This window comes from Amycolatopsis sp. NPDC005232 (genome assembly GCF_040607795.1).
Taxonomy (GTDB): domain Bacteria; phylum Actinomycetota; class Actinomycetes; order Mycobacteriales; family Pseudonocardiaceae; genus Amycolatopsis.
Map to the genome: position 1 here is coordinate 1 of NZ_JBEXHL010000033.1, position 22834 is coordinate 22834.

General features: G+C 70.2%; 18 protein-coding genes and 3 pseudogenes. 7 read left to right on the forward strand and 14 right to left on the reverse strand.

All coding sequences use genetic code 11. From position 1 onward, the window contains the following. Nucleotides 1-425: 425 nt before the first annotated feature. Nucleotides 426-1604, reverse strand: coding sequence for a chromosome segregation protein (locus tag ABZU76_RS40495; RefSeq protein ID WP_354880234.1), 1179 nt, complete (start codon nt 1602-1604; stop codon nt 426-428). Nucleotides 1605-1828: 224 nt separating this feature from the next. Here ABZU76_RS40495 and ABZU76_RS40500 point away from each other — a divergent pair, with 224 nt between their 5' ends. Together ABZU76_RS40500 and ABZU76_RS40505 are read left to right on the forward strand one after the other, a co-directional pair. Next, nucleotides 1829-2197 carry an SPW repeat protein gene (locus ABZU76_RS40500; RefSeq protein ID WP_354880237.1) on the forward strand — a complete coding sequence of 123 codons (369 nt, stop codon included), beginning with the start codon at nt 1829-1831 and terminating at the stop codon, nt 2195-2197. Nucleotides 2198-2207: 10 nt separating this feature from the next. Further along, nucleotides 2208-2780 (forward strand): TetR/AcrR family transcriptional regulator, encoded by a 573-nt coding sequence (locus tag ABZU76_RS40505; RefSeq protein WP_354880239.1) that lies wholly within the window; start codon nt 2208-2210, stop codon nt 2778-2780. Here the strand turns inward: ABZU76_RS40505 and mce are convergent. Further along, the gene (mce, locus tag ABZU76_RS40510; RefSeq protein WP_354880241.1) at nt 2777-3235 is read right to left on the reverse strand and encodes a methylmalonyl-CoA epimerase; all 459 of its coding nucleotides are present in this window, start codon (nt 3233-3235) and stop codon (nt 2777-2779) included. The genes ABZU76_RS40505 and mce overlap by 4 nt on opposite strands. A 139-nt stretch (nt 3236-3374) precedes the next feature. On the opposite strand from mce, the gene ABZU76_RS40515 reads away from it, so the two are divergent. Continuing rightward, nucleotides 3375-4565: an acetyl-CoA C-acetyltransferase gene (locus ABZU76_RS40515; protein WP_354880243.1), complete on the forward strand. Its 1191-nt coding sequence runs from the start codon at nt 3375-3377 to the stop codon at nt 4563-4565. A gap of 46 nt (nt 4566-4611) precedes the next feature. Here the strand turns inward: ABZU76_RS40515 and ABZU76_RS40520 are convergent, their stop codons facing one another. After that, on the reverse strand, nt 4612-5625 hold the full coding sequence (locus ABZU76_RS40520; protein WP_354880245.1) for a hypothetical protein: 1014 nt from the start codon (nt 5623-5625) through the stop codon (nt 4612-4614). Nucleotides 5626-5749: 124 nt separating this feature from the next. On the opposite strand from ABZU76_RS40520, the gene ABZU76_RS40525 reads away from it, so the two are divergent. After that, nucleotides 5750-6466, forward strand: a complete 717-nt coding sequence (locus tag ABZU76_RS40525) for a peptidylprolyl isomerase (protein ID WP_354880247.1) — start codon at nt 5750-5752, stop codon at nt 6464-6466. Nucleotides 6467-6528: 62 nt separating this feature from the next. Here ABZU76_RS40525 and ABZU76_RS40530 read toward each other — a convergent pair whose 3' ends face one another. The 11 genes and pseudogenes from ABZU76_RS40530 to ABZU76_RS40580 all read right to left on the reverse strand — a co-directional run bounded on the left by ABZU76_RS40530 (nt 6529) and on the right by ABZU76_RS40580 (nt 16006). Beyond that, the gene (locus ABZU76_RS40530) at nt 6529-8160 is read right to left on the reverse strand and encodes a cation acetate symporter (RefSeq protein WP_354880249.1); all 1632 of its coding nucleotides are present in this window, start codon (nt 8158-8160) and stop codon (nt 6529-6531) included. Further along, nucleotides 8157-8519 carry a DUF485 domain-containing protein gene (locus ABZU76_RS40535; protein WP_220246894.1) on the reverse strand — a complete coding sequence of 121 codons (363 nt, stop codon included), beginning with the start codon at nt 8517-8519 and terminating at the stop codon, nt 8157-8159. The genes ABZU76_RS40530 and ABZU76_RS40535 overlap by 4 nt, the downstream gene beginning before the upstream one ends. Nucleotides 8520-8590: 71 nt before the next feature. Next, entirely contained in the window at nt 8591-10333 is a 1743-nt protein-coding gene (locus ABZU76_RS40540) for a cation acetate symporter (RefSeq protein ID WP_220246895.1), read from the reverse strand. Between the two features lie 121 nt (nt 10334-10454). Beyond that, nucleotides 10455-10805, reverse strand: a complete 351-nt coding sequence (locus ABZU76_RS40545; protein ID WP_354880251.1) for a hypothetical protein — start codon at nt 10803-10805, stop codon at nt 10455-10457. A 22-nt stretch (nt 10806-10827) separates the two neighbouring features. Beyond that, nucleotides 10828-11583 carry a LytTR family DNA-binding domain-containing protein gene (locus ABZU76_RS40550; protein ID WP_354880254.1) on the reverse strand — a complete coding sequence of 252 codons (756 nt, stop codon included), beginning with the start codon at nt 11581-11583 and terminating at the stop codon, nt 10828-10830. After that, nucleotides 11580-12638, reverse strand: coding sequence for a histidine kinase (locus ABZU76_RS40555; RefSeq protein ID WP_354880257.1), 1059 nt, complete (start codon nt 12636-12638; stop codon nt 11580-11582). The genes ABZU76_RS40550 and ABZU76_RS40555 overlap by 4 nt, the downstream gene beginning before the upstream one ends. A 106-nt stretch (nt 12639-12744) precedes the next feature. Beyond that, a pseudogene (locus tag ABZU76_RS40560) lies at nt 12745-13218 on the reverse strand (substrate-binding domain-containing protein); the annotation flags it as partial. Nucleotide 13219: 1 nt separating this feature from the next. After that, nucleotides 13220-13616: pseudogene (locus ABZU76_RS40565) on the reverse strand (ABC transporter permease); the annotation flags it as partial. Further along, nucleotides 13613-13985, reverse strand: a pseudogene (locus ABZU76_RS40570) (ATP-binding cassette domain-containing protein). The pseudogenes ABZU76_RS40565 and ABZU76_RS40570, both read right to left, overlap by 4 nt. Before the next feature lie 3 nt (nt 13986-13988). Beyond that, entirely contained in the window at nt 13989-15026 is a 1038-nt protein-coding gene (locus ABZU76_RS40575; RefSeq protein ID WP_354880260.1) for a class I mannose-6-phosphate isomerase, read from the reverse strand. Then, nucleotides 15023-16006 (reverse strand): LacI family DNA-binding transcriptional regulator, encoded by a 984-nt coding sequence (locus tag ABZU76_RS40580; RefSeq protein ID WP_354880263.1) that lies wholly within the window; start codon nt 16004-16006, stop codon nt 15023-15025. Before ABZU76_RS40580 ends, ABZU76_RS40575 begins: the two co-directional genes overlap by 4 nt. Nucleotides 16007-16328: 322 nt before the next feature. Between ABZU76_RS40580 and ABZU76_RS40585 the strand changes: the two genes are divergently transcribed. The 3 genes from ABZU76_RS40585 to ABZU76_RS40595 all read left to right on the forward strand — a co-directional run bounded on the left by ABZU76_RS40585 (nt 16329) and on the right by ABZU76_RS40595 (nt 22777). Continuing rightward, nucleotides 16329-19565, forward strand: coding sequence for a GH92 family glycosyl hydrolase (locus ABZU76_RS40585; protein WP_354880266.1), 3237 nt, complete (start codon nt 16329-16331; stop codon nt 19563-19565). A gap of 138 nt (nt 19566-19703) precedes the next feature. Continuing rightward, nucleotides 19704-22103 carry a GH92 family glycosyl hydrolase gene (locus ABZU76_RS40590; RefSeq protein ID WP_354880269.1) on the forward strand — a complete coding sequence of 800 codons (2400 nt, stop codon included), beginning with the start codon at nt 19704-19706 and terminating at the stop codon, nt 22101-22103. Nucleotides 22104-22405: 302 nt separating this feature from the next. Further along, nucleotides 22406-22777 carry a DUF3817 domain-containing protein gene (locus ABZU76_RS40595; protein ID WP_220237530.1) on the forward strand — a complete coding sequence of 124 codons (372 nt, stop codon included), beginning with the start codon at nt 22406-22408 and terminating at the stop codon, nt 22775-22777. Nucleotides 22778-22834 lie beyond the last annotated feature (57 nt).

Here is a 22834-nt window from a genome sequence, read left to right on the forward strand (position 1 = left end):
CGGAGACCAGGGAGTGCGTCGGGCGGTGCGATCGGCCCCCGGCCGATCGCACCGCCCGATCCCAACACCGGCGCGATCTCGCGCTGTGGTTGCCTCCAGGACCTGGCCGGTCGATCTGTTGCTTCGGGTGCGTGCCGGTCGGAGGTGCGCCCGGGCGGGCTCGGCGTTCGGGCGCCTCTGTGGGGTTGCGCCGGGGCTGGAAGTCCGGGGTCGGTGGGAGTGCGTATGACCGGGACGGCGAGCAATGTGGGGTGTGGGTTCGGCGGCGGTCCGTCGCGTTGGGTGCGTGTCGGGGCGGCTCGGTGCTGGGGGCCGTTGTGGTTGCCCGGAGGCCCGGGGCAGTGGAGTGCGTCTGGGCTGGACGGCAAGCAACCCGGGTCGGGGACCCGGGTTGCTGGGAACAGACGAGCCTCGTTCGGAGGAGGTCAGTCGCCGGGGGGTTTGCCGGCCCGGCCGGAAGTGGGCTGCGGCTGGGGCTTCGGGACGTCGTTGGTGCGGAGGCGGACTGTCTTCTCGACGTCGCCCGAGGCTGAACCCGAACCGGCGGGGGCGCCAGCCGGGACAGGGGTCTTCGGCCCGGTGGAAGCCTTGATGTCCGCCGGCACCAGCGTTTCCGCCTCGCCGAGCACGTGGTGGGCCTCGGCCAGCACCGTGCGCGCCTGGCGCACCTGCTCGGCCAGGCTGGTCCGGACGTTGCGCAGCGCCTCGACGCGCTCGTTGGCCTGCGTGATGCGGCGGTTCGACTCGTCGGTGGCCGTGCGGACGCGGCGGCGGGCCTCGTCGGCGGCTTCGGCGAGGCGGGCGTTGGCCTCGGTGATCGAGTCCTGCTTGCGCTTGTTCGCGTCGGCGACGGACTCGCGCTGGCGGCGCTCGATGTCGGCGCGGGCCGCTGTTTCTTCTTCCAGCACCTTGGCGCGGATGGCGGCGGCGTCCTCGGCGGCTTCGCGCACGCGGCGCTCGGCTTCGGCCTTCGACGCGGCCTCCTGCTCGGCCAGCACGCGCATCGCCTCGGTGCGGCGGGCGGCCATGGCGATCTCGAAGTCCTCTTCGACCTGCGTGCGGCGGGCCTCAGACTCCGCGTCGAGCTTGTTGCGCTCGGCCTCGGCCTTGTCGGTGATCGACTTCGCCTCGGCGCGGGCGTCCTCGAGGACCTTGCGGTGCTCGGCTTCCATCTCCTTGCGGCGCAGGTCGAGCTCGGTGAGCAGCTGCTCGTACCGCGCGCGCATGGCGCTGGCGTCGGTCTCCGCCTTGGCGCGAATGTGGCCGGCCTCGGCCTCGGCGCGCGCCCGCGTGTCGGCGGACTCGTCCTGCGCGAGGCGCAGCATCCGCTGCAGGCGCTCGGACAGGCCCTCGACGCTCGTCGGCGGCTGCGCCAGCCGGTCGACCTGCCCGCGCAGGTCGGCGATCTCACCGCGCGCGATCTCCAGCTGCCGGGCGAGATCACCCGCCTGAGCGATGGCGGCGTCGCGGTCGCCGGTGAGCATCTTCAGGTCGGAGTCCAGCCGTTCCAGGTGTTCGTCGACCTGCGCTCGGCTGTACCCGCGCTTCGCCACGTCGAAGCCGGCTCCCAGCGGTACAAGCTCCCGTTCCTCGCCAAGGCTCATGGCCCTACCGTAGCCGCTACGGGGTCACGGACGGGTGAGCACCCACGGTGTCCGGACGAGCCTGCGCCGAGCGGCGGAACACAGTAGCCCGATGGCTGAAAACCACGCCGGAACCGGTTGTGCGCAACTGTGACCTACAAATCTTGACCGGCCGGCCAACCAAGGCGCATGATCGAAGCAGGGTAACTTCCTGAACAGCAGGTTCTCTGCGGAGGTGAGCACGAATGAGTGAAGTCTCGACGCGCGCCTGGACCCGGCCCCACGACTGGGCCGAGGTCGTCATCGGTGTTGTCGCCGCTCTTTCACCCCTTTGGCTGAGCACGGACACGATGACGATGTGGACGATGGTGATCCTCGGTGCGCTGATCGCCATCGACGGCCTGGTGTCGCTCGCGGCGCCGGGTGCCGTCTACGGCGAGGGCATCCAGGTCGTCCTCGGGGCGTTGCTGTTCATCGCGCCGTGGGTGATGGGGTACACCGAGTTCAACGGGGCGTCCTGGACGTCCTGGGTCGCCGGTGCGCTCACGATCATCGCCGGCGCCGCCGCGATGCCGATGGCCACCGCCGCCCACCGGACGGCGATGCCGCACTGAAGGAGCTGACATGACGGATGACTCGGCGAAGGAGCGGATCCTCTGCGCGGCTGAGGCGCTCTTCGCCGAGTCCGGCTTCGACGCCACCCCGACGTCCCGCATCGCGGAGCGCGCCGGGGTGCCGAAGGGTCTTGTCCACTACTACTTCCGCCGCAAGTCCGACCTGCTGGCTGCGCTGGTCGCCCGGCTGCCCGACGAGAACATCGAGCCCGCCGCGGTGGTGGTGCCCGGTGATCTCGCCGGGTCGCTGCGCCGGCTCGTTTCGGAGCTCGACCGCCGCTTCGCCGGCTCGCTCGGCCTGTCCCACGTGCTCTGGCGCGAAGCCGACACCCACTACGTCGTGCGCGACGCACTCGGAGAACGCTTCCAGCACCTCGTGCGCCTGGTCCGCTCGGTGATCGTGGACGCCACGGGCGGCCGCCTCGCCGTCGCCGACCTCGACAGCGCGTCGGGCCTGCTCGCCCGCGCCGTCAGCCACCGCCACGCCACCGCCCGCCACTCCGGCGACGACCGCCCCGCCGAGTTCGACGGCGAGCTCACCTTCCTGGCCAACGCGTTGTCGGCGAAGGCGAAAGAGTCCTAACGCGCAGCCGGCTCCACCAGCTCCACCAGCACACCGCCGGCGTCCTTGGGGTGCACGAAGTTCACGCGGCTGTTCGACGTGCCGCGCTTGGCGTCGTCGTACAGCAGCCGCAGGCCTCGCTCGCGCAGGGCGGCCGCGGCGGCGTCCACATCGGACACCCGGAAGGCGAGCTGCTGGAGGCCGGGCCCGTTGCGGCCGAGGAACTTCGCGATCGTCGAGTCGTCGCGCAGGGGGGCGAGGAGCTGGATCATCGTTTCGGTACCGGCGGTGCCGGGTGCGCGCAGCATCGCTTCGCGGACCCCCTGCTCCTCGTTCACTTCCTCGTGCGCGACCTCCAGGCCGAAGTGCTCCTTGTGGAACGCGATCGCTTCGTCGAGGTCGGGTACCGCGATCCCGACGTGGTCGATCGCGGTCACGAACGGGGTGAGCACGGCTTGGATGGACTCAGTGTTCATGGGGGCAGGATAAGGGCCACCACCCTGGTGAAGCCCCCTGAAATCCGACGTGCGCCCCCTCACACTGGCTCCATCAAGAAGCCGCGGGCCCGGGTACAGTCGTGAGACTGTCGGTGTTCAGAATTCTTGGGAGGACGACGTGTCCGGTTCCGTGATCCTGGGTGCGGCCCGTACCCCCATCGGGCGGCTGCTCGGCTCGCTGAAGGACTTCACCGGGGCGCAGCTCGGCGGCATCGCGATCAAGGCCGCGCTGGAGCAGGCCGGGGTTTCGCCGTCCGAGGTCGAGTACACGATCATGGGCCAGGTCCTCACCGCGGGCGCCGGCCAGATTCCCGCCCGCCAGGCCGCTGTCGCCGCGGGCATTTCGATGGACGTCCCGGCGCTCACGATCAACAAGGTGTGCCTCTCGGGCCTCGACGCCATCGCGCTCGCCGACCAGCTGATCCGTGCCGGCGAGTTCGACCTCGTCGTGGCCGGCGGCCAGGAGTCGATGACGCAGGCGCCGCACCTGCTGCCGAAGTCCCGCGGCGGCTTCAAGTACGGCGACGTGACGATGCTCGACCACATGGCCTATGACGGCCTGTTCTGCGCCTTCGACCAGGTCGCCATGGGCGCCTCGACGGAGAAGCACAACACCCGCTACGGCATCACCCGCGAACAGCAGGACGAGTTCTCCGCGCGCTCCCACCAGCGCGCCGCCGCCGCCATCGAGGCCGGCTTCTTCCGCGAGGAGATCGCGCCCGTCACCATCCCGCAGCGCAAGGGCGACCCGATCGTCTTCTCCACCGACGAGGGCGTGCGCGCCGAAACCACCGTCGACGGCCTCGGCAAGCTCCGCCCCGCCTTCGCCTCCGACGGCACCATCACCGCCGGCTCGTCGTCGCAGATCTCCGACGGCGCCGCGGCCGTGATCGTCGCCAGCCCGGAGAAGGCCGCCCAGCTGGGCCTCACGCCTCTGGCCGAGATCGGCGCCCACGGCGTCGTCGCCGGCCCGGACGCGTCGCTGCACGAGCAGCCGTCCAACGCCATCCGCAAGGCCCTGGCGAAGGCCAAGCTCGACGTGAGCGACCTCGACCTGGTGGAGATCAACGAGGCGTTCGCCGCGGTCGGCGTGGTGTCGTCGGACAAGCTCGGCCTGGACGCGTCGAAGGTCAACGTCAACGGCGGCGCCATCGCTCTCGGCCACCCGATCGGCGCCTCGGGCGCTCGGCTGGCCGTGCACCTGATCCACGAGCTGCGCCGCCGCGGCGGCGGCCTGGGCGCCGCGGCCCTGTGCGGCGGTGGCGGCCAGGGTGACGCTCTGCTGCTGCGAGTTCCGGCCGCGAAGTAGCGTTTTCTCGACGAAAGGCCGGGCAAGCTGCCCGGCCTTTCGTCGTTCATCCGAGCCAGGCGTGCTGAGCTGCTTCGAACAACGGCTTCGTCACCGCCGTACTGAACTGCGGACCCACCAGATACCTCGTGCATCCCGCGTCGCGCTCGCACGGCTTGCCCGCGGCGTCGAAGAAGCCCGCCTGCGTGTTGTCGCCGACGACCGTGCCGAGGCCGGTCTTCGCGTCGAAGTCGCGCAGGCGCGGGCCACCGCTGGAGCCGCCGCCCATCACGCACGCCGTGCCCCACTGGTTCGGCGAGTCGGGGAAGTCCGGGGTGCCCGGCCATTCGCGTGCCGGGCCCGTGCAGAACGCCAGGCGCGCGCCCGTGTACTCCGGCAGGCCTTCGCGAGCGGAGTCGGCCGAGGCTCGCGGGTAGCCGAATTGGTAGACGTCGGCGCCGCCGGGGCGGTCGAAGCCGATCTTCTGCGCCGCGCCCACCTTGTCCTGCACGGAAACGCCGTACGCGCCGCGGTTGAGGACCACGAAAGCCTGGTCGAAGGCGTCGAACTTCTGCGCGTCGATCTGGTCGTTCGCGAGCCACGTGCTGTCCGCGACGCCGAAGCGGCCGACGAACTTGCCGTACGGCGCCTGCCCGTCGTGGTAGCCCGGGACGAACATCGAGTGGGCGTTCCACTGGTTGTTCTCGCCGAGGAGGTCGGTGTTGTTCACGCAGTGCCCGGCCGTGACGACGGTGCTGCGGTTCGCGCCGGCCACCACGGTGGCCGTGCAGCTGGAATCCTCGCCGTGGTCGGTGAAGAAGAGCCGGCCGACCGTCTTGGACACGGCGTTGCCGGTGATCCAGGGCGCGCCGTCGGGGCCGCCCGTCGGCGGGTTGTCCGACGAAGGCTGCGTGAGCGCGTTCATCCGTTCGGGGGTCCAGTAGTCGAGCACGGCCTGCTGTTCGGCCGCGGAGACGGCCAGGGGCTGCACGACCGGTCCGGTCGCGGCAGACGCGACCGCGGGCAGCGCGAATGCCACCGCGGCGGCCGCCACCGCGCTGAGGAAGAGGCGAGTGATCATGACCCGGGACGCTAGGGAACAGTTGTCAGGAGCCCGTCAGCGTTTCGTGAGCGCCCGACTTTCGCGGGAAGCCGAATGGTCCGGACCGTTCGTATACTGCTTCTCTCACTGGGAGGGATACCGCATGAAGAGGCTCCTCGTCACCACACTGGCCATCGGCGCGCTGTGCGCAGCGTTCACCCCGGCCGCACAAGCAACGCCGGCCGCTTCGCCCACCACCACCCACGGTGCGTGCCAGTACACCGAAACGCCCGACGAACCCGCCGCCCGTCCCGTGCCCCTGCCGCCCGACCCGCAGCACACCCCCGACCGCGGCAAGGTCGACGTCCCCGTGATCACCAACCAGGGATTGCTGCCGCTGAAACTGGACCGCGCCGAAGCCCCGTGCACGGTGCAGAGCTTCCTGCACCTGGCCCGCCACGGCTTCTTCAACGGCACGACCTGCCACCGCCTCACCGCGTACCCGACGCTGCAGGTCCTGCAGTGCGGCGACCCGACGGGCACCGGCGAAGGCGGCCCGGGCTACAGCTTCCGCGACGAACTGCCCACCGACCTGCCGCCCTCGACCACCAACCCGTCGGGCCCGGGCCGGATCTACTCCCGTGGCCTGGTCGCCATGGCCAACGCCGGCCCCGACACCAACGGCAGCCAGTTCTTCCTCGTCTACGGCGATTCCACCCTGCGTCCCGACTACACCGTGTTCGGCACCGTCGGCCCGCTCGGCCTGAACACACTGGACCGCGTCGCCGCCGGCGGCATCGTGCCGAACGAGGGCGGCGCCATCGACGGAACGCCCGTCCGCAAGACCGACCTGGAACTGGTGCTGCCGCTCGGGTTGTAGGACCCCAGGCACAAAGCGGGCCGGGACCCAACCGGTCCCGGCCCGCTCCTGCAACGCAAACCTCAGTGCTGCACAGCCTTCTCCGCATGCGCCCCCGTCAAGGACCGCACCTCCATCTCCGCGTACTTCTTCGCGTTGTGCTCCTTCGACAGCATCGTGCCGAGCCAGCCGAGGAAGAACGCGACCGGGATGGACACCAGGCCCGGGTTGTCGAGCGGGAACCAGTGGAAGTCCACGCCCTGCAGCATTGACGCGCTCTTGCCGGTCTTCGCGTCGATCGGCTTGCCCGACACCGCCGGCGAGAAGACGATCAGCACCAGCGAAACGATGAGCCCGCCGTAGATGCTCCACAGCGCGCCCTGGGTGTTGAACCGCTTCCAGAACAGCGAGTACAGGATCGTCGGCAGGTTGGCCGACGCCGCCACCGCGAAGGCGAGCGCCACGAGGAACGCGACGTTCTGGCCGTTGGCCAGGATGCCGCCGACGATCGCGACCGCGCCGATGACCACGGCGGTGATCCGCGCGACGCGCACCTCCGAACCCGGCGCCGGCTTGCCGCGCTTCACCACGTTCGCGTACACGTCGTGGGCGAAGGAGGCCGACGCGGTGATCGTCAGGCCGGCCACCACGGCGAGGATCGTGGCGAACGCGATCGCCGAGATCAGGCCCAGCAGCACGGGCCCGCCGAGGTTCAACGCCAGCAGCGGCGCCGCCGAGTTCACGCCGCCGGGGGCGGCCTTGATGTCGTCCGGGCCGACGAGTGCGCCGGCGCCGTAGCCGAGCACCAGCGTGAACAGGTAGAACACGCCGATCAGCACGATCGCCCAGACCACCGAGCGGCGGGCCTCGCGGGCCGTCGGCACGGTGTAGAAGCGCATCAGCACGTGGGGCAGGCCCGCCGTGCCGAGCACCAGCGCGATGCCGAGCGAGAAGAAGTCCAGTTTGGACGTTCCCGTGGCGCCGTACTGCTTGCCCGGCCCGAGCAGCGTCTCGCCGGCCTTGCCCGCCTTGTCGACGGCGCCCTGCAGCAGAGCCGAGAAGTTGAAGCCGTACTTGCCGAGCACCCACAGCGTCATCGCGAGCGCGCCGACGATGAGCAGCACGGCCTTGATGATCTGCACCCACGTGGTGCCCTTCATGCCGCCGATGAGCACGTAGGCGATCATGATCACGCCCACCACGGCGATGACCACCGACTGCGCGGCCTTGCCCTCGATGCCCAGCAGCAGCGCCACGAGGCCGCCGGCGCCGGTCATCTGGGCCAGCAGGTAGAAGAACGACACGATCAGCGTCGAGATCGCCGCCGCGGCCCGCACCGGACGCTGCCGCATGCGGAACGCCAGCACGTCGCCCATCGTGAACTTGCCCGTGTTGCGCAGCAGTTCGGCCACGAGCAGCAGCGCCACCAGCCAGGCCACGAGGAAGCCGATCGAGTACAGGAAGCCGTCGTAGCCGTACACCGCGATGGCGCCCGCGATGCCGAGGAACGACGCGGCCGACAGGTAGTCACCGCTGATCGCGATGCCGTTCTGCGGGCCGGTGAACGCGCGCCCGGCGGCGTAGTAGTCCGACGCCGTCTTCGTGTTGCGGCTCGCGCGGAACACGATCACGAGCGTGATCAGCACGAACACCGCGAAGATGATGATGTTCAGCGTCGGGTTGCTGCCCTCGACGCCTGCCGCGAGGGTTTTCATTCGGACTCCTTGGCGGCGGCCGGGTTCTCGATGTCTTCACGGATCCGCTCGGACAGCGGGTCGAGCTTCCGGTTGGCGTAGCGCACGTACAGCCACGTGATGAGGAAGGTCGACACGAACTGCAGCAGGCCCAACAGCAGGCCCACGGTGAAGTTGCCGGCGATCTTCGTGCTCATGAAGCCGTGGGCGTAGTCCGCCAGCAGCACGTACAGCAGGTACCAGGCCAGGAACAGCGCAGTCATCGGGAAGACGAAGCGGCGCAACCGGCCGCGCAGCTGCCTGAACTCGGCGCTCTCCTGTACGTGTTCCCAGTCCATGTCCGGCGGGTCACCGGTCAGGTCGGTGTCGGTGGGACTCATCGTCACTCCCTCGCGACGCTGCGAATTGTGGTCCGCGCCACAGTAGGGAGGCGAGCGCCCGCGAGGAAGCGTCAGCGGTTCAAACGCCGGGCGACACGACGAACGGTCGACGAGCGGTACGCGGGTGCGGACGAATGGGGCGGCTCCGGGCCGGGCGCTCGCTCGTCGAGGTGCAGGCGGAGCATCGCCGCGCCGGCCCAGGACGGCGGGCGGCCGCGCAGGGAGACGGCCACCATCACGCCGAACGCGAGTGGTACCGACCAGGGTGCCGGTTGTGACACCAAGATCGCCACCCAGCCGTCGAGCCGCGGCCCGGCCAGTGCGAACAGGATCGAGCCGGACGACGCGACCAGCCCCGTCACCACACCGCTGATCGCGCCCGCGGCCGTGAGGCGCGGCCACCAGATGCCGAGCACGAGCAGCGGGCAGAACGTCGACGCGGCCACGGTGAAGCCCCACGTCACGAGCACCCCGGCGTCGAGCTGCGCCGACGGCAGCGCCAGCACCACCATCACGGCGGCGGCGAACACCACGGTCACGCGCAGGCGGCGCAGGCCCCCGGGCATGAGGTCGTAGGCGATGGCACCGGACATCACCAGGAGCAGGCCCAGCGACGTCGCCAGGAACGCCGCGAACGCGCCCGCGGTGAGCAGCGCCGTGAACAGCTCGCCGGCCCAGCCGGTGTCCACTTGCGCCGGCAGCGCGACGACGACCGTGTCCGTGTCGCCGGAGAGGTAGATCTCGGGCACCAGCACGCGGCCGAGCACTCCGTAGACGCCGGGGAACAGGTAGAACACGCCCAGCAGCGCCACGGTGATCGCGGCGGTCCGGCGGGCGGCGCGACCGTCCGGGCTGGTGTGGAAGCGCATCAGGACGTGGGGCAGGCCCATGGTGCCGAGCATCGTCGCGATGAGCACGGCCCACGTGCCCAGCAGCGGATAGCCCTTGTCGAGGTCGAGCAGCGGCCGCTGCCAGTCGGGGCCGCCGAGCGCGGCGCCGTCGCTGACGTCGGGCACGGGCGCGTTGGTGGCGAAGACCAGGCGCTCTCCACTGTGGACGGTCAGCTCGCCCGGCGGGAGCGTGCGCGGCCCGGTCGCGGTGACGATGGTGGTGGGCTCGCGCAGGACCACGGTCACGTCGTGTTCGAAGTCCACCGGCGTCTCGTGGGTGAAGCGGGTGAACTCCACGGGCGTGAGCGCGGCGTCGCGGTCGGCGTCGCTCACGTGCAGTACCAGCCACAGCGCGGGCACAAGGAACAGCAGCAGCTTCAGGAAGAACTGGAACGCCTGCACGTACGTCGCCGCGCGCATGCCGCCCAGCGCGAGCGTGACGCTCACGGCCGTGCCCGCGATGACCACCCCGACCCAGTACGGCGTGCCGCCCACAGCCGTGAGCACCAGCCCGGCCGTGCGGAACTGCGGGACGACGTAGATCGTGCCGATCACCAGCACCACGACTGCCGCGATCCGTCGCAGCGCCGGCGAGGCCAGGCGCGCTTCGGCGAAGTCCGGCACCGTCAGCGCCCCGGACCGCCGCATGGGCGCGGCGACGAGCACGAGCATCGCGATGTACCCCGCCGTGAACCCGACCGGGTACCACAGCGCGCCGACGCCGTCCTTCACCACGAGCCCCGCCACGCCGAGGAACGACGCGGCCGACAGGTACTCCCCGGACACCGCCGCGGAGTTCACGAAAGGCGAGATCCGCCGCGAGGCCACCAGGAAGTCCGACGTCGTGCGCATCGCGGCCACCCCGCGCACGCCGATGAGCAGCGTGATGAGCACGACGGGCGTCACGGCCAGCGCGAGGTCCATCAGCGCACCCCACCAGACCACTGCGCCCCCATGCGGCGTTGGTTGCGCTGAACGCACCGAACGCCGCATTGGGTGCGTTGAGCGCACCCAACGCCGCATTGGGGTGCCGTGCGGAGGGCCGTCACCGGTCGTCCTCGGCCTTCTCCGCGCGCCGCAGCTGCCAGCGTGCCAGCCCGGCCATCACGGGGTAGGGCAGCAGCGCGATCATCAACCAGGACAACGGAATGCCCCACACTCGCACCCCGTCCAGCCCCGGCGCCGCGGCGAACACCACGGGCAGCCCGAGCACGAGCACGAACATGGCGACCAGCGCCGGGATGCCGCGCTTGCGTTGCGTTCGGTAGAGCACGGCGGCACGTTCGGCGTCCGAGGTCCTCAGGCGTGGCATCCGCCACCGGCCGCGCGCCTGCCTGCGGGAGCGGGCGAGGCGCGTCTGCGGGCTCATCACGACGACCCGCCGGACCCGGCTCACAGGGCTCTCGCCAAGGCGGCCCTCACCAGGACGACCCCAGCTGCCCCTGTTGCGCCGCCTCCAGCAACCGGTCCCGCAGCTCCCGCGCGTGCCGCCGGCTCACCGGGACGTCGCCGACGGGGGTGTGGGCCAGCAGTCCACCCGTGGTGTCGCTGCGCAGTTCCAGCACGGCGGACACCGACAGCAGGTAACCCCGGTGCACCCGCGTGAACCCGGTGCCCTCCCAGTACTCCGCGAGCCGCGAGATCGGCATGCGCACGAGGTGCACCCCACCGCGGGTGTGGAGACGGACGTAGTCGCCGTGGGCCTCCACGAACAACACGTCGTCGCGGCGGACGTATCGCGTGCGGCCGCCCGCGTCGACCGGCAGGGCGGCCATCGCGTCCGGCGCCGCGCGCTGGGCTTCCGAAGGCGCCATGCGCACGACCTTCGCCAACGCCGCCGCCAGCCGTTCCGTCCGCACCGGCTTGAGCAGGTAGTCCACGGCGCCGATGCCATACGCCGCGACGGCGTGACCGTCGTGCGCGGTCACGAACACGATCACCGGCGGCTCCGACAGGCGGGCCAGCAGCGTCGCCAGCTCCAGCCCGTCCAGACCCGGCATGGAGATGTCGAGGAACACCGCGTCGAAGTGGTCCGCCTGCAACAGCTTCAGCGCGTGCAACGCATCGCCCGCGCCCACGACCTCGCCGACCTCCGGGGCCTCGCGCAGCATCCGGCACAGCTCGTCCAGCGCCGGCGCCAGGTCGTCGACGGCCAGCACCCGCAGCCCGCTCACGGCAGCACCCCCGGCTGGAACCGCGGCACCCGCACGACCACGCGCGTGCCGGCACCCACTTCCGTCTCCACGGTCAGCCCGTACCAGGCGCCGTAGACGTTGCGCAGCCGTCTGTCCACATTGGCCAGCCCGAGGCCGCTGCCCTCGGTGACCCGGCCGGCGAGGATGTCGGCGGCCAGCTTCGGGTCCATGCCGACCCCGTCGTCCTCCACGCTGATCACGCAGTCGTTCCCTTCCGCCTGCCCGTGGACCTGCACGAGCCCGGTGGTCGCGCGCGGCTCGACGCCGTGGCGGATGGCGTTCTCCACCAGCGGCTCCAGCACCAGGTACGGCACGGCCACCGCCAGCACCTCCGGCGCCACGCGCACCTGCACCTTCAGCCGTTCGCCCAGTACCGCGCGCTGCAGCGCCAGGTACGTCTCCACCGCGCGGAACTCCTCGGCCACCACGGTGTACTCGCCGTGGCGCGCGAGGCTGTAGCGCGTGTAGTCGGCGAAGTCGAGCATCAGATCCCGCGCGCGGTCCGGCTCCGAACGCACCAGCGAAGCGATCACCGTCAGCGCGTTGTACACGAAGTGCGGCGACATCTCCGCCCGCAACGCCCGCAGCTCGGCCTGCGCCGCGTGGTCCGCCGATGCCTCGAGCCGGCCGCGTTCCAGTGCCTGCACCACGACGTCAGCCGCCTGCCGCACCACCTCCGAACCCCGCGCGCCCACCACGAGCAACGCGCCGGCCAGCTCGTCGTGGACGTGCAGGGGCACCGCCTCCACCCCGTCGACGGAAGCGGGCTCCTCGCTGTGCAGCACCTCGTCGAGCACGTGGGCCACGGTGGCATCGGGCCCCGGCCGGCCCGACCACAGCAGCGAGCCAGACAGGTCCGTGAGCCCCAGGCCCGCCGCGCCGAACAGCCGCCGCAGCCCGTGGGCCGCGCGCCGCGCGTGGGTGCCGGCCAGGCCGTCGATGAGGTCGTCGGTGATCTTGCGCGCCGCGGCCAGCACTGGCACGGGGTCGGCGCGCGCGGCGGCGCGCCACGGCAGCCGGACACCCTCGGTCATCGGCGGCCTCCCCTCGGCGACGGGGTCTGGGGGAGTAGATCCTAGCCCCGAACGCGGCGAAGGGGACTTTCCGCGCGGGAAAGTCCCCTCCGAGAACCCGGGAAGGTCAGCAGTTCTGCTTGTAGAAGTACTGCGAGTTCGCGTCCATGTCGTCCTTGGTGATGGAGTGCAGCTGCGCGGTGAGGGTCCGCGTCACGGGCTTGCCCTCCAGTGCCGCCACGGCCTGCTGCACGCCCTGGGTGCCGATCGCGGCCGGGTCCTGGGCGATGAGGCCCTGGTACTCGCCCTTGCGCAGGCCGTCCACTTCGGACGGGCTCGCGTCGAAGCCGACCAGGTTGACCTGGCCGATCTTGCCCGCGTTGCGCAGGCCGGTCGCCGCGCCCTCACCGGTGTTGAGGTTGGTCGCGAAGATGCCGATCAGGTCCGGCGTCGAGGCCAGCGCCGCGGTGACCTTCGAAGCCGCCTGCTCCGGCTCGTTCTGTGTGAACTGGATGCCGGCCGACTTGAGGTTCGGGTGGTTCTTCAGCTCGTCCTCGAAGCCCTTCGCGCGCGCCGCCGTGGTCGACGTGCCCGCGATCGTTCGTGCCTGCGACCACGGCCGCGACCAGCCCGGCGAAGATCACGTCCGAGCCCGCGTTCGTCGCGTTGCCCCCGGGGGCTGAGCGCTTCCATTGTCTTCCCGGCCACCGTGCCCGCGAAGATCAGCACAGCGCCCACGGACAGGTCGATGCCGGCGGTGATGATCACGAACGTCATGCCCACTGAGAGCACGAGCAGCACCGACGTCTTCATCAGCGTCGTCTGGAGCGTGAACAGCGTCGCGAACTCGGCCGGCGCGAGCACCGTGAACACGATGATCAGCGCCCGCAGCACGAGCGCGATTCAGAACGTGTTGGCGCCGATCAGCCGCTTGCCCGGCGGCACTCTGGCGAATCCACCGTCCACAGTGGTCTGGATGTCCTTCGTGGGCGTGCTCACGCGGCCTCCTCCTGAACGAGGGCGCCGGTCATCGGCGCCACGAGGTCTTCGAGCTTCGTGTCCGCCCCGGCGAACCGGGCCACGCGCTTGCCCAGCTGCAGCGCCTCGGGCATGTTGTGGCTCGATCCCGAGCCGCCGCGCGGTCACGGGGGAGTCGAGCTGCACCTCGGAGCCGTCGAGCAGGATCCTGCCGGACGTCGGCTGCTCGGCGCCGGAAAGGCACTTCACGAGCGTCGACTTGCCGGCACCGTTGTCGCCGATCAGGGCCGTGACCTCACCCGCACGGGCCTGGAAGGATGCGCCGCGCAGCGCTTCCACCGAGCCGTAGTGCTTCGTGAGATCCACCGCGTCCAGCAGGATCTCGCTCATGGCCTACCTCTTCTCGAGTGCGGGCGGGCGGCAGCGGATCGCGGTGAGCGTGCCCGACGCCTCGACCTGCCCGGCGTCGAACGGCACCACGTAGGTCTCGCCCTTGGCGAGGGCGAACTCGCCGCCGTGTTCGGTGCGCAGCGTGCCGGCGCCGTCGAGCACCACGAGCACGGAGAACGACGGGTCGAACGCCAGGGAGCCACCGGTCAGCTGCACGCGGTCGGCGCGGAAGAACTCGTCGGAACCCGCGGCCAGCAGATCGACCGACGTTGCCTTGTCCTCGGCGGTGTGCTTCACGATCGTGGTGAGCCGCTCGGCGTCCCAGCCGGACGTGTCGAGCGTTTCGATCGCGGTGTCGAAGCCGATGCCGAGGTGGCCCTTCTCCGGCGAGGCCAGGAAGTCACGCCACTCCAGTGTCAGCGAGAAGTCGGTGGGCTGCTGCAGTTCCACCACGAACACGCCCTCGCCGATCGCGTGCGGCAGCCCGGCCGGGATGTACACGGTGTCGCCGGCCTGCACCGGCACGCTGTTGAGCGCGCCCAGCATGGTCGGTGCGTCCTGCTCGCGCGTCCACTCGGCGACGGTCGCCTTGCTCACCGTCTCCTTGAACCCCGGGTACACGCGCGGGTCGTCGCCGTAGGTGCCCACCACGATCCACGCCTCGGTCTTGCCGAAGTGCGAGTCGAAGTGCTGCTTGGCGAACTCGTCGGACGGGTGGAAGTGCACGGGCAGCCGCTGGCCCGCGTCGAGCAGCTTCACCAGCAGGCCGGTGGAGTCTCCGAGCTTGGCGACGTGCGCGGCACCCAGCCAGGCTTCGGCGTTGCCGCGCACGGCGTCACGCAGCCAAGCGCCGTCGGGGAGCCGGGTAAGACCATTGGTCTCCTGGCCGAACATCGTGGTGACCGAGCCGACCCAGTCCTCCGGCCCGAACTTCGAGTCCGTGCCGGTGGCACCGCGCAGCGCGGCGATCGCGTCGCCACCGCGGTAGAACTGCGGCGGCTGGTTGGCCGGGAGCCGGATCGGTTCGAGGTGCGTGCTCACGGGGCGACCTCACCGGAACCACGGGCTACGAGATGCACGGGCAGGACTACCTTTCTGGGTGCGGACTGATCCCCCTGGATCCGCGCGAACAGCAGCTCTGCCGCCGCGTGCCCCAGGGCGCTGACGTCGTGTGCGACGACCGTCACCGGCGGGTCCAGCAGGTCCGCCAGCTCGAAGTCGTCGAAGCTCACCATGGCGGGCCGGTGATCGGCGTGGGCCAGCGCGCGCAGCAGGTGCACGGCCACGCGGTTGTTGCCCGCGATCACCGCGGTCGCGGCCGACGGACCCGTCAGCAGCGTCGCCACGGAGTGGGCGATCGTCTCCGGCGTCGGTGTGCGCATCACGACGAGGCTCTCGTCGTAGGAGACGCCGTTGCGCACGCAGCCCTCGCGGAAGCCGCGCAGGCGCTCGGCCGCGGTGAAGATGTCGGGGCTGTCACCGAGGAACGCGATGCGGCGGTGGCCGTGCCGCACCAGGTGCGTGACCGCGTCGATGGTGCCACCGAGGTTGTCGACGAGCACGGTGTCGGCCACGATGTCGCCGGCCGGGCGGTCGAGGAACACCACCGGCGTGCCCGCGCGCATCTCCGGCACGAGGTAGCCGTGCTGCATGCCGGCCGGCACCACGAGGATCCCGTCGACCCGGCGCGCGCAGAACTCCAGCGCCAGCTCGCGTTCGCGGTCGGAGTTCTCCTCCGACGAACCGGTGAGCACGTGACGGCCGAACGACGTGGCGATGCGCTCTACCGCGCGGTTGAGCTCGGAGTAGAACGGGTTGCCGACGTCTTCGACGATGAGGCCGATCGTGCCCGTGGTCGAGCCGCGACGCAGGTTGCGGGCGCCGAGGTTGCGGCGGAACCCGAGCTGCTCGATGGCCGCCACCACGCGCTCGGCGGTGTCGGGGTGCACCGCGGGCTCGTCGTTGACCACCCGGGACACGGTTTTGATGCTGACGCCGGCGAGCCGGGCCACATCGCTCATCGTGGCCCGTCGGCTCGCCGGGCGGGGAAGCCCGTCCGCTTCCCGGCCATGAGGAGACAACGTTGTCATAGTGGCGCAGATTGCACACCAAAGGCCGGGTCGCTGTCAATGCCCGCTTCGCGCCGAATGAGATTCAGCCTGCGAAAGTTGTGAGGCAGATGGCTGATCAGTGTGTCCTGAACCGGACAGGCTCTCACGGCGGACTTGACGTTTTCGTGAGGGATTGCCCAAGGTTGCCCGCATCGACGGTGTGCGCGACAAGGTTGTCATCCCACTCCTCCGCGGCCCTGACGGCCGAGTCGCGCCGACGACTGGAGAGGCGATGGCGATGGCGCGAGCGCGCTGGAGAGCCGGACTGATCTTCCTGGCCACGGCGGTGGTGGCGGCGGTCGCGCCGGCCACCGCGGCGGTGGCCGCGAAAGCCCCGGACACTGATTTCGCGAAGTGGGTGAACCCCTTCGTCGGCACCCGGCCGGGCGGTGAGGACCAGGGCACGGGTGGCGGTGCCGGCAACACGTTCCCGGGCGCGGTGGCGCCGTTCGGGATGGTGCAGTGGAGCCCGGACACGGTGAAGTCGCAGCCGGGCGGCTACTTCTACGACGACAACGCCCTCACGGGCTTCAGCCTCACGCACCTCTCGGGTGCGGGCTGCTCGACCTACGAGGACATCCCGTTCATCCCGTACGTCGGCGAGGTCAGCACCTCGCCCGCGACGGACCCGGGCCACTACACGTCGAAGTTCAGCCACGACAACGAGCACGCCACCGCGGGCGAGTACGACGTCACCCTCGACAGCGGCGCGAAGGTCGAGCTGAGCGCGACGCAGCGCACCGGCTCCGCGCGCCTGACCTACCCCGCCGGCGCGTCCTCGACGCTGCTGGTCAACACGTCCGGCTCGGTCAACGGCACCGACGACGCGTCGATCACCATCGGCAAGGACACCATCAGCGGCTGGGCGACCAGCGGCCGCTTCTGCGGCGCGCAGAACACCTACCGCGTGTACTTCTCCGCGAAGTTCGACACCCCGTTCGCCTCGATCGGCACGTGGAAGAACGGCGCGGTGACGCCCGGCAAGACGTCGGAGACCGGCGGGGCGAAGGCGAAGGTGGCGCAGCCCAACGGCGTGAACGCCGCCATCGCGCGCCCGGCCAAGGCCAAGACGCAGGACACCACCGTGAGCGGCCCCGGCAGCGGCGGCTACGTGACCTTCGCGAACCTCAACGGCGCGCAGGTCAACGTGCAGGTCGGCCTGTCGTTCGTGTCCGTGGACGGCGCGAAGGCGAACCTGAAGGCCGAGAACAACGGCAAGAAGTCCTTCGACCAGATCGCGGCCGGCACGCGCAAGGCGTGGAACGACCAGTTCGGCAAGGTCGCCGTCAGCGGTGGCTCCGACGCCGACATGACCACGTTCTACACGTCGCTGTACCACTCGCTGATCCAGCCCAACGTGTTCTCCGATGTGGACGGTTCCTACCCGGGCTTCGACGGCCGGATCCACAAGGCGGACAAGGGCCACGCGATGTACACCAACTTCAGCGGCTGGGACATCTACCGCTCGGAGATCCCGCTGCTGGCCACGATCGACCCGGCCCAGACGTCGGACATCGTGCGCTCGATGATGGCCTACGCCGAGCAGGGCGGCTCGTGGGACCGCTGGACCGTGGCCAACGACTACACCGGCGTGATGAACGGCGACCCGTACCACATCATCGTTTCCAGCGCGTACGCCTTCGGCGCGCGTGACTTCGACGCCCAGAAGGCGTTGCTGCTGATGATCAAGGGCGCCACGCAGCCCACCCAGGGCTACACCGAGCGGCCCGGCCTCGCCGACTACATGCGTCTCGGCTACGTGCCCGGCGCCGGCGCGGACACGCTCGAGTACACCAGCGCCGATTTCGCCATCGCGCAGTTCGCGAAGCGCCTCGGCGACAGCGCCACGTACACCACGTTCATGAAGCGCGCGCAGAACTGGCAGAACCTCTACAACCCGGGCACCGGCCACCTGCAGCCGCGCAACGCCGACGGCTCCTTCGCCGGCACGTACGACCCGGCCAGCTCGCAGGGCTGGGTCGAGGGCAACGGCGCGCAGTACGAGTGGATGGTTCCCTACGACCTCGGCGGCGTCGTCTCGGCGTTCGGTGGCGACACGGCGACCCAGTCGCGGCTGGACACCTTCTTCACGCAGCTGAACGCGGGCACGCAGGAGCCGTTCGCCTTCATGGGCAACGAGCCGAACTCCAACGCGCCCTACGTCTACTCCTACGCGGGTGCCCCGGCCAAGACCCAGGCCATCGTGCACCGGTCGATGGACGAGCTCTACAACCCGCGTCCCGAAGGCCTGATCGGCAACGACGACCTCGGCCAGATGTCGGCCTGGTACGTGTGGTCCGCGCTGGGTGTCTACCCGGAGATCCCGGGCCGCGCCGAGGTGCTGCTGTCCACGCCTCGGTTCGAGCACGCCGTGCTCACGACCGGCGCGGGCAAGAAGATCACGATCAACGCGCCCGGCACAGGTGACTACGTCGGCTCGTTGAAGGTCAACGGTGGGGCGGCCTCGAAGTCGTGGCTGCCCGAGGCCCTGATCTCGACCGGCGGCACGCTCGACTTCACCCGCTCGGCCACGGCCACCCAGTGGGGTGCCGCGGCGGCCGACGCCCCGCCGTCGTTCCGCGAGCAGGAGAAGCCGAGCCTGGCGTTCGCCAACCCGGCCCGCGTGGTGACCCCGGCGGGCTCGACCGCGACGGCGAGCGTCGGTGTGCAGGACCTGTCCGGCACCGCGAAGACGTGGACCTACACCGCGGGCAGCGCCGACGGCATCACGCTCTCGCCCGCATCGGGCTCGGTCGCCGTGCCCGCCAACGGCAAGGCACAGGCCACGGTCAACGTGACCGTCCCCGCAGGCACCGCCGACGGCGCCCGCCGCATCCCGGTCACGTTCTCCGCGCCGGGACTGGCGAGCACCGAGGCCGTGCTCACGGTGCTCGTGGCGCAGCCGGGCAGCTGGCTGGCCACTGTGGACAACGCCGGCATCTCGCCCGACTCCGACTCGACGAAGGCCAACTTCGACGGCGGTGGCTGGAGCTACTCGGCCGACGCGCTGGCCGCGGCCGGCGCCAAGCCGGGCGGCACGGTGACCAGTGACGGCCTCAACTTCACGTGGCCGTCGTTCCCGGCGGGCGACCCGGACAACGTGGTGGCCAACGGCCAGAAGGTGACCGTGACCGGCTCGGGCCGGCTCGCGCTGCTCGGCGCCGGCTCCAACGGCAACGCGCAGGGCACGCTCACCATCACCTACACCGACGGCACCACGTCCACCGCCACGGTCGGCGTGTCCGACTGGACGCTGGGCGGCGGCGCCGCGCAGCCGTCGTTCGGCAACCGGATCGTGCTGTCCACGCCGTACCGCAACGCTTCGGGCACCGACCCGCAGCAGATTCGCACGATGGTGTTCGGCACCGCGCCGATCACCCTCGACGCCGGTAAGACGGTGGCGAGCGTGACGTTGCCGTCGAACGTCAGCGGTGGCGCGATGCACGTCTTCGCCATCGCCGTCGGCTGACCGTCCAAAGCGCCCCAATGTGGCATTGGTTGCGTTGAGCGCACCCAATGTGGCGTTCGTTGCGTTGAGCGCACCGAATGCCACATTGGGGCGCTCGACGCAACCACCCGCCACGGACTCTTTTCCGGAGGGAGCTCGATGAGGAGCAGAACACTGGCGAGTGCGGTCACGCTCGCCGTCGTGGCGGCCGGCCTCACGCCGGTGACCGCCTCGGCCAGACCGGCCGACGCACTGGAGTCCGTGAACACGTTCATCGGCACGCAGGACGAGGGCAACACGTTCCCCGGCGCGTCCGTGCCCTTCGGCATGACGCAGGTGAGTCCGCAAACCACCCACTACGCCGGGTACCTCTACACCGACACCGCGATCCGCGGCTTCGGCCACTTCTTCCTCTCCGGCGCGGGCTGCTGGGAGCAGGGCGGCCTGGTGTCGACACTGCCCACCACGGGCGATGTCGGCCCGGGCGCGGCCTTCGACACGTCCAAGCCCGCCACATTCGACAACGCCAACTACGCCGCGCCCTACACCCACGACGGCGAAGTCGGGAAACCCGGCTACTACAAGGTGCACCTGACCGGCTACGGCGGCGTCGACGTGGAGACCACGGCCTCGACCCGCAGCGGCGTCGAGCGCTACACGTTCGACAAGTCCGGTCCCGCCAACGTGTTCGTGAACGTCGGGCAGGCCAACGCCAAGGAACCCGTGACCGGCAGCAGCGTCCGGATCGTCGACGACCACACGATCTCCGGCACCGTCGAGTCGCAGGCCTTCTGCGGCGGCAAGGCCTACACGACGTACTTCACCACGAAGTTCGACAAGCCGTTCTCCGGCTACGGCACCTGGTCGCCGACCGGCGGCACTCCTTCGAGCAAGTCCTCGGCGGGCGGCGCGGGCCTGCGCGGAGCGTGGCTGAACTTCCCGAAGGGCGACCAGATCACCGCCACCACGTCGATCTCCCAGGTGGACGCCCACGGCGCCGACGTGAACCTCGCCGCTTCGCGGGTGCGCCCGTTCGACGCCGTGAAGGCCGACGCCCAGCGCACGTGGCGCCAGGAACTGTCCAGTGTGGACATCACCGGCGGCACGCCCGACGAGCGCACGGTGTTCTACACCTCGCTCTACCACGCGTTCCTGCAGCCGCTCACCGCGAACGACGCCGACGGCCGCTACTACGGCTTCGACAAGAAGATCCACCGCGCGATCGGCTGGACGTACTACGACTTCTTCTCGCTGTGGGACACCTACCGCAGCCAGAACCAGCTGCTCGCGCTGCTGAAGCCCGACCGGGCGCGCGACATCGCGAAGAGCATCCTCGCGATCCACGAGCAGGGCGGCTGGCTGCCGCGGTGGGCGTACGCGAGCCAGGAGACCAACACCATGACCGGCGACCCGGTCACACCGTTCCTGGTCGACCTGTGGCGCTTCGGCGCGCTGAAGGGTGACGAAGTCGAGGCGTATGAGGCCCTGCTGCAGAACTCGCAGCAGATCCCGCCGGCGTCCTCGCCGTTCCAGGGCCGCTCGGGCAACGCGAGCTACCAGGCCGACGGGTTCGTGCAGTACGACCCGAACTTCCCGAAGAAGGGACAGGACACCGACCCGAACCACGGCGCTTCGGCCACGCTCGAGTACGCCCTCGGCGACTGCTCGCTCTCGACCATGGCCGCGGCACTGGGCAAGAAGCAGGACGCGGCGGCGCTGGCCGCGAAGGGTCGCACGTACCAGACGCTGTGGGACCCGACCGTGACCGACCGCGGCTTCACGGGCTTCTTCCGCCCGAAGGTCGCCGGCGGTGACTGGTTCACGCCGGCGGGCCAGCCGTACAGCCCCCAGAGTCAGGACGGCTTCCACGAGGGCACCGCGTGGCAGTACCAGTGGCTCGTGCAGCAGGACGTGCCCGGGCTGATGAAGGAGATGGGTGGCGCGGACAACACTCACGCCCGCCTCGACGACTTCTTCTCCTACGACAACCTGGTGAAGGACCCGGCGAAGACCGTCCGCGAAGACTGGGTGGTCGGGCCGTACTCCTACTACAACCAGTTCCGCTACAACCCCAACAACGAACCCGACCTGCACTCGCCGTGGATGTACACGCTCACCGGCCAGCCGTGGAAGACCTCCGCCGTGGTGCGCGCGGCCCACACGCTGTTCACGAACGCCCCCAACGGCGTCACGGGCAACGACGACCTCGGCACCATGTCGGCGTGGTACGTCTTCAGCGCGCTCGGTCTCTACCCGGCCGTGCCCGGTACCGGGAACTTCGTGCTGAACGCGCCGCAGTTCGCCAAGTCCGTGCTGCACCTGCAGAACGGGCGTTCGGTCACCATCAAGGCGCCGGGGGCCGACGGGGCGAAACTCCAGTACGTCCGCGGCCTGAACGTGGGCGACGGGTGGCAGGCGCGGTCGTCCGACAAGTCCTACGTGAGCGTCGAGCAGTTGCGGCGCGGGACCACGCTGGACTTCACCCTGACCGCCGACGCTACGCAGGCCACGTGGGCAACATCACCTTCGTCGGCGCCGCCGTCACCTTGTGCCGGTTAGTGTCTGATTGAGAACTATCCGTGAAGGCTCTTTCCCGGAATGCGAGACTGGGAAGGGGCCTTCACGGTTTTCCGGGCATATCCCCACGGTTTTCGAGAGTGGTCCAGACCATATTTCGGAGGGGTCGTGAGGATGGTCACGGGCCCCGGTGTTCCGGTGAGGGCCGTCACGCCTCACACTGGTGTCATACGCGTCCGACAGTGCTGTTGACGTCAAGCGGGTCAGTCCCCCTTGGACAGTGCACCGGACGCGTTTTTGTGTGTGCAGGCAGCACGCACCCGTGTGACGCACAGGAGGAAGTCGTGTCCAGCAAGGCCGCTATCGTGTTCCGCGTGGCCGCAGTCGCCGAAGCCCTGTCCTGGGCCGGTTTGCTGATCGGCATGTTTCTCAAGTACGTCGTGCACTCCTCCGGTGAGGGCGGCGTGCCCGTCATCGGCATGGTCCACGGCGTGATCTTCGTGCTCTACGTCGTGATCTCCCTGTCCGTCGCCAAGCCGCTCGGCTGGCGCCCGAAGACCCTGGTGCTCGCGCTGCTGTCCAGCATCCCGCCGCTGTTCACCTGGATCTTCGAGAAGTGGGCCCTGCGCAACGGCCGCCTCGACGGCCCGCAGCGCCTCACCCACGGCGGCGTCGGCCTGTTCGAGTCCCGCGTGCCGGAGACCGTGAACGCCTGATTTTCCCCGCTTTCGACGGGCCCGTACGACCTCGTGTCGTGCGGGCCCGTTCGCGTT

Excerpts from the sequence above, each read along its gene's own strand:
- ABZU76_RS40500 (WP_354880237.1), top strand. The coding sequence starts at position 1,829 with ATGAGTGAAGTCTCGACGCGCGCCTGGACCCGGCCCCACGACTGGGCC.
- ABZU76_RS40590 (WP_354880269.1), top strand. The coding sequence starts at position 19,704 with ATGAGGAGCAGAACACTGGCGAGTGCGGTCACGCTCGCCGTCGTGGCG.
- ABZU76_RS40520 (WP_354880245.1), bottom strand. The coding sequence starts at position 5,625 with ATGATCACTCGCCTCTTCCTCAGCGCGGTGGCGGCCGCCGCGGTGGCA.
- ABZU76_RS40525 (WP_354880247.1), top strand. The coding sequence starts at position 5,750 with ATGAAGAGGCTCCTCGTCACCACACTGGCCATCGGCGCGCTGTGCGCA.
- ABZU76_RS40540 (WP_220246895.1), bottom strand. The coding sequence starts at position 10,333 with ATGGACCTCGCGCTGGCCGTGACGCCCGTCGTGCTCATCACGCTGCTC.
- ABZU76_RS40585 (WP_354880266.1), top strand. The coding sequence starts at position 16,329 with ATGGCGATGGCGCGAGCGCGCTGGAGAGCCGGACTGATCTTCCTGGCC.
- ABZU76_RS40530 (WP_354880249.1), bottom strand. The coding sequence starts at position 8,160 with ATGAAAACCCTCGCGGCAGGCGTCGAGGGCAGCAACCCGACGCTGAAC.
- ABZU76_RS40505 (WP_354880239.1), top strand. The coding sequence starts at position 2,208 with ATGACGGATGACTCGGCGAAGGAGCGGATCCTCTGCGCGGCTGAGGCG.
- mce (WP_354880241.1), bottom strand. The coding sequence starts at position 3,235 with ATGAACACTGAGTCCATCCAAGCCGTGCTCACCCCGTTCGTGACCGCG.
- ABZU76_RS40580 (WP_354880263.1), bottom strand. The coding sequence starts at position 16,006 with ATGAGCGATGTGGCCCGGCTCGCCGGCGTCAGCATCAAAACCGTGTCC.
- ABZU76_RS40495 (WP_354880234.1), bottom strand. The coding sequence starts at position 1,604 with ATGAGCCTTGGCGAGGAACGGGAGCTTGTACCGCTGGGAGCCGGCTTC.
- ABZU76_RS40555 (WP_354880257.1), bottom strand. The coding sequence starts at position 12,638 with ATGACCGAGGGTGTCCGGCTGCCGTGGCGCGCCGCCGCGCGCGCCGAC.
- ABZU76_RS40535 (WP_220246894.1), bottom strand. The coding sequence starts at position 8,519 with ATGAGTCCCACCGACACCGACCTGACCGGTGACCCGCCGGACATGGAC.